Below are 3,183 nucleotides of genomic sequence, written 5' to 3' on the forward strand. Positions count from 1 at the left end.
TCGGCAGCCCATGGACGCGAACTCTATGTACGCGCCATCTTCGGTGAATTCGGAGATATTGAGATGCGGGAACCACCAACCTATGTGCCTAGCGAAGCCGATCAGCAGCGCAAGCTCGACACATTGCAGGCCGACGCGGCCCTCCGCATTGCTCCGTTGCTGGATGCCAAGGAGCTGAACATAGCAACGCCAGAAGAACTGGCCAGGCTCGATACCCTGCAGCGCTACCGCATCGCGCTGATGCGCCTGCCACAAAGTGAGGGCTGGCCCACCGATGTAACCTGGCCGGATGTTCCGCAATGAGTTGGACGCAAGGCACGCTGCGCTGGCCAGCGAGTACAGGGACGATACACACCCGCGCCAGCGGGGTGCTTGGCCAACTGCCAGAAAGCCAAACAGGCGCGATGGCCCGCTTGCAGGCACTGGCACCCAGGGCGCAATACCGCCCCACGCCCATCGGCCAGGCCGCTGCCGCGCTGGCTGGGCTGCGGACTGAGCTCGATCGGCTGCTGGTCACCGGCCGCTGCATGACTGTGACCCCATATCAGCATGGGGTGGGCCAGCACCAGGGCAACCAGTACAGCCTCGCCGCCCCCAATGCGGTGGCCACCCTTGCCGCCAAGCTGCAGGACGGGGCAGATCCCCTGCTACCGACTGGCCAGCTGCACGCCATCGCCTGGCTGGTCACCGGTAACAGCGAAACCGCGCTGGCCGATGCATTGGCGCCGCTTTGTAGCATCCTGCCGCTGCCGGAGTGGTGCGCAGCCCTGCGTCGCCTCACGGCCGACAATGATGCCATGAGCAAACCCACCGCCGCCAAGGTGCCACGCTGGAAGGCAGATGAGCCGCTGGTATGGGATCCGCTGCGCCCTGCTTGCTCATTGCTTGGGGCCGAGCTCGCCCAACTGGAGAGCCTGGCACTGGGAACTACTACCCCGATCGCCCAGATGGCCGCCTTGGCACAACGCCGCGCGGCCAAACTGGCAGAGCTGGAGAAGGCACTGGGCCAGCTGGCTACCATCAGCGGCAAGCTGTGGCACTGGCAGGGACAAGGCGATGCGGCAAGCCTGGCAGCCCAACTAGGCAAGAGCAGCCCGCCAGACCATAGCCACAGCATGACGGTCGGCGCCCTGCTGCTCTCCCCCTCCCCACTCACCTTCTGGAAGGAGTTAACCAAATGAGCCAAACCGCCATGCTCACCCTGGACGGTGAACCGATTGTGATGAAGTCGATGCGGATCACCGCATCGATGCAGTTTCAGGACAAGGACAGCAGCGGCCAGACCAGCTCGACCAGCAGTTCGGAGCAAGGGGCCAAAGCCAAAGAGCTCGATATCTCGGGGCTAGTCCCCTTCAAGGATGAGCAGACCCTAAGCAGGCTGTTTGAGCTGGCCGATGCCAAAGGGGATGGCGGTAAGCGCCATATCTACCGGGTCGGGTCGCTGCTGGCCAAGTCGGTGAAGGTGCGTCAGGTCAAGTTTGCCGGCCGCATTACCGCCAGCGAACAAGAGGGGCTGCTGGCGTGGCAAGTGCAGTTCACCCTGCGCGAACACAACTCGGTACCCGAGAAGCGGGAACAACGGATGCCCAAGGCGCCCGCCACCGTGGGCCAGGGCAACGCCAACACCAAACCGGCCAAGCCGTCAGAGGGGGCTCCTGCCTCCGAGCAGGAACAGCTGAGCTCGTGGGAGCAGGCCATCAAGGGGCTGGATAACAAACTGGGAGACCTGATGGCGTGAAACTCTCGACCAACCTCACCCTGGGCGGCCAACTAGCCAACCTCATCGACCACGATATCGTGCTGGATCTCTGCGCGGGCGGGCGCGCCGGCCTCACCATCGAGGGGGTCGCCGAGAAGGGGCAAACCCTGACCGTGGATCTGGGCTACAACGGCGAGCTGCGGCGCTGGTTTACCGGATATGTGTATGACGTACAGCCTGCCAGCAATGGCGCCAGCAAGCTGCTGTGCCGAGAGCTGGCCGGGATACTGGGGAGTGCATTTCCGGTCAGCCTGCAGCATGCCACCCTACGCGGTCTGCTGGCCTGGTTGAGCGACCAGACCCGGCTCACCTTTTTGCTACCTGACGGGGCCGACTATACCGATCGGCCTATCCCCAACTTCACCAGCGCCGGCACCGGCTATCAGCTGCTCAACAACGCGGGTCGCGCCTTTGCGGTACCTGACTTCATCTGGCATCAGCAACCGGATGGCGCCATCTTCGTGGGCAGTCATGCCCATAGTCGTTGGGCGGATAGGCCAGTTGAGCTGGATCCGGCCTTCTCCGGCCGCCAGGCGGGCAACACCCTCACCACGGCGCCGATCCCGGCTATGCGCCCGGGGGCTATCGTCAACGGCAAGCGGGTGGTGCGGGTACGCCTCAAGGGTGATGAGATGACCCTCACCACAGCCACGCCAGGTAAACCGGTGAAGTCGCCGGAGCGGCGCAAGATGGAGGGGGAATTCCCGGAGCTGGCCGACCAGATGCACCTGCCCAAGTTCGGGCGAGTCGAGGCTATCAGCGACAGCGCCGCCGCTGGCCAGCTCAATGATCCGTTTCGCCCGCGCTATGCGGCAGACGTGCAACTGCTGGGCGAAGATGGCCAACCAGACAAGGCGGCCCCACTCTATCGCGCAGTGCCGCTGCCGGTACTGTTCGGCGGGCCCGAGCAGGGGCAGCTGCAATTCCCCATCGAGGGAACCATCGTGGAGCTGGGGTTTGCCTTCGGCCGCGCTGACCGACCATTTATTCGCACCGTGCTGGGCTCGGGCTGGCCGCTGCCGGATATCACCCCGGGCGAACAGCTCCAGCAGCAACGAGCCGAGGTGTTCAGCCGCACCGATACCGTGGGCAACCAGCGCCGCCATACCGACCGCACCCAGCACGACAAGGCACTGTTGATGCACCGCGAGGCGGATGACTACCTGGGCGAGTTCGGCCAGCATCGGCTCACCACCCAACAGCACAGCGTGGAGCAGATCGGGGCGATGAAGCGCATCGAGGCGCTCGGGGCCATCGAGCTGCTGGCCGGTGATGACTTGGTGGCGGGGTGCCTGGGAAACATGAGCCACACCGTGGCCGGTGATCTGGTGGAGGTGATCGGGCAAATGCGGCGCAGTGTGGCCGGAGAGCTACAGCACTTCGAGGCGTCACGTTCGTGGATGGGCAGCGAGGGGGTGAACATC

General features: G+C 64.5%; 4 protein-coding genes. All 4 read left to right on the plus strand.

Annotated elements, in window-relative coordinates:
- Positions 1–303, plus strand: a 303-nt coding sequence (locus tag AACS18_RS03600) for a tail fiber assembly protein (RefSeq protein WP_108613713.1), incomplete at its 5' end; no start/stop codon positions are given.
- The gene (locus AACS18_RS03605; RefSeq protein ID WP_108613714.1) at positions 300–1,181 is read left to right on the plus strand and encodes a hypothetical protein; all 882 of its coding nucleotides are present in this window, start codon (positions 300–302) and stop codon (positions 1,179–1,181) included. The genes AACS18_RS03600 and AACS18_RS03605, both read left to right, overlap by 4 nt.
- Entirely contained in the window at positions 1,178–1,738 is a 561-nt protein-coding gene (locus tag AACS18_RS03610; protein WP_108613715.1) for a baseplate complex protein, read from the plus strand. The genes AACS18_RS03605 and AACS18_RS03610 overlap by 4 nt, the downstream gene beginning before the upstream one ends.
- Positions 1,735–3,183, plus strand: a 1,449-nt coding sequence (locus tag AACS18_RS03615; protein WP_108613728.1) for a hypothetical protein, incomplete at its 3' end; no start/stop codon positions are given. The genes AACS18_RS03610 and AACS18_RS03615, both read left to right, overlap by 4 nt.

Origin of the sequence: Aeromonas sp. HMWF015, assembly GCF_963878965.1 — a bacterium.
Classification (GTDB): domain Bacteria; phylum Pseudomonadota; class Gammaproteobacteria; order Enterobacterales; family Aeromonadaceae; genus Aeromonas; species Aeromonas veronii.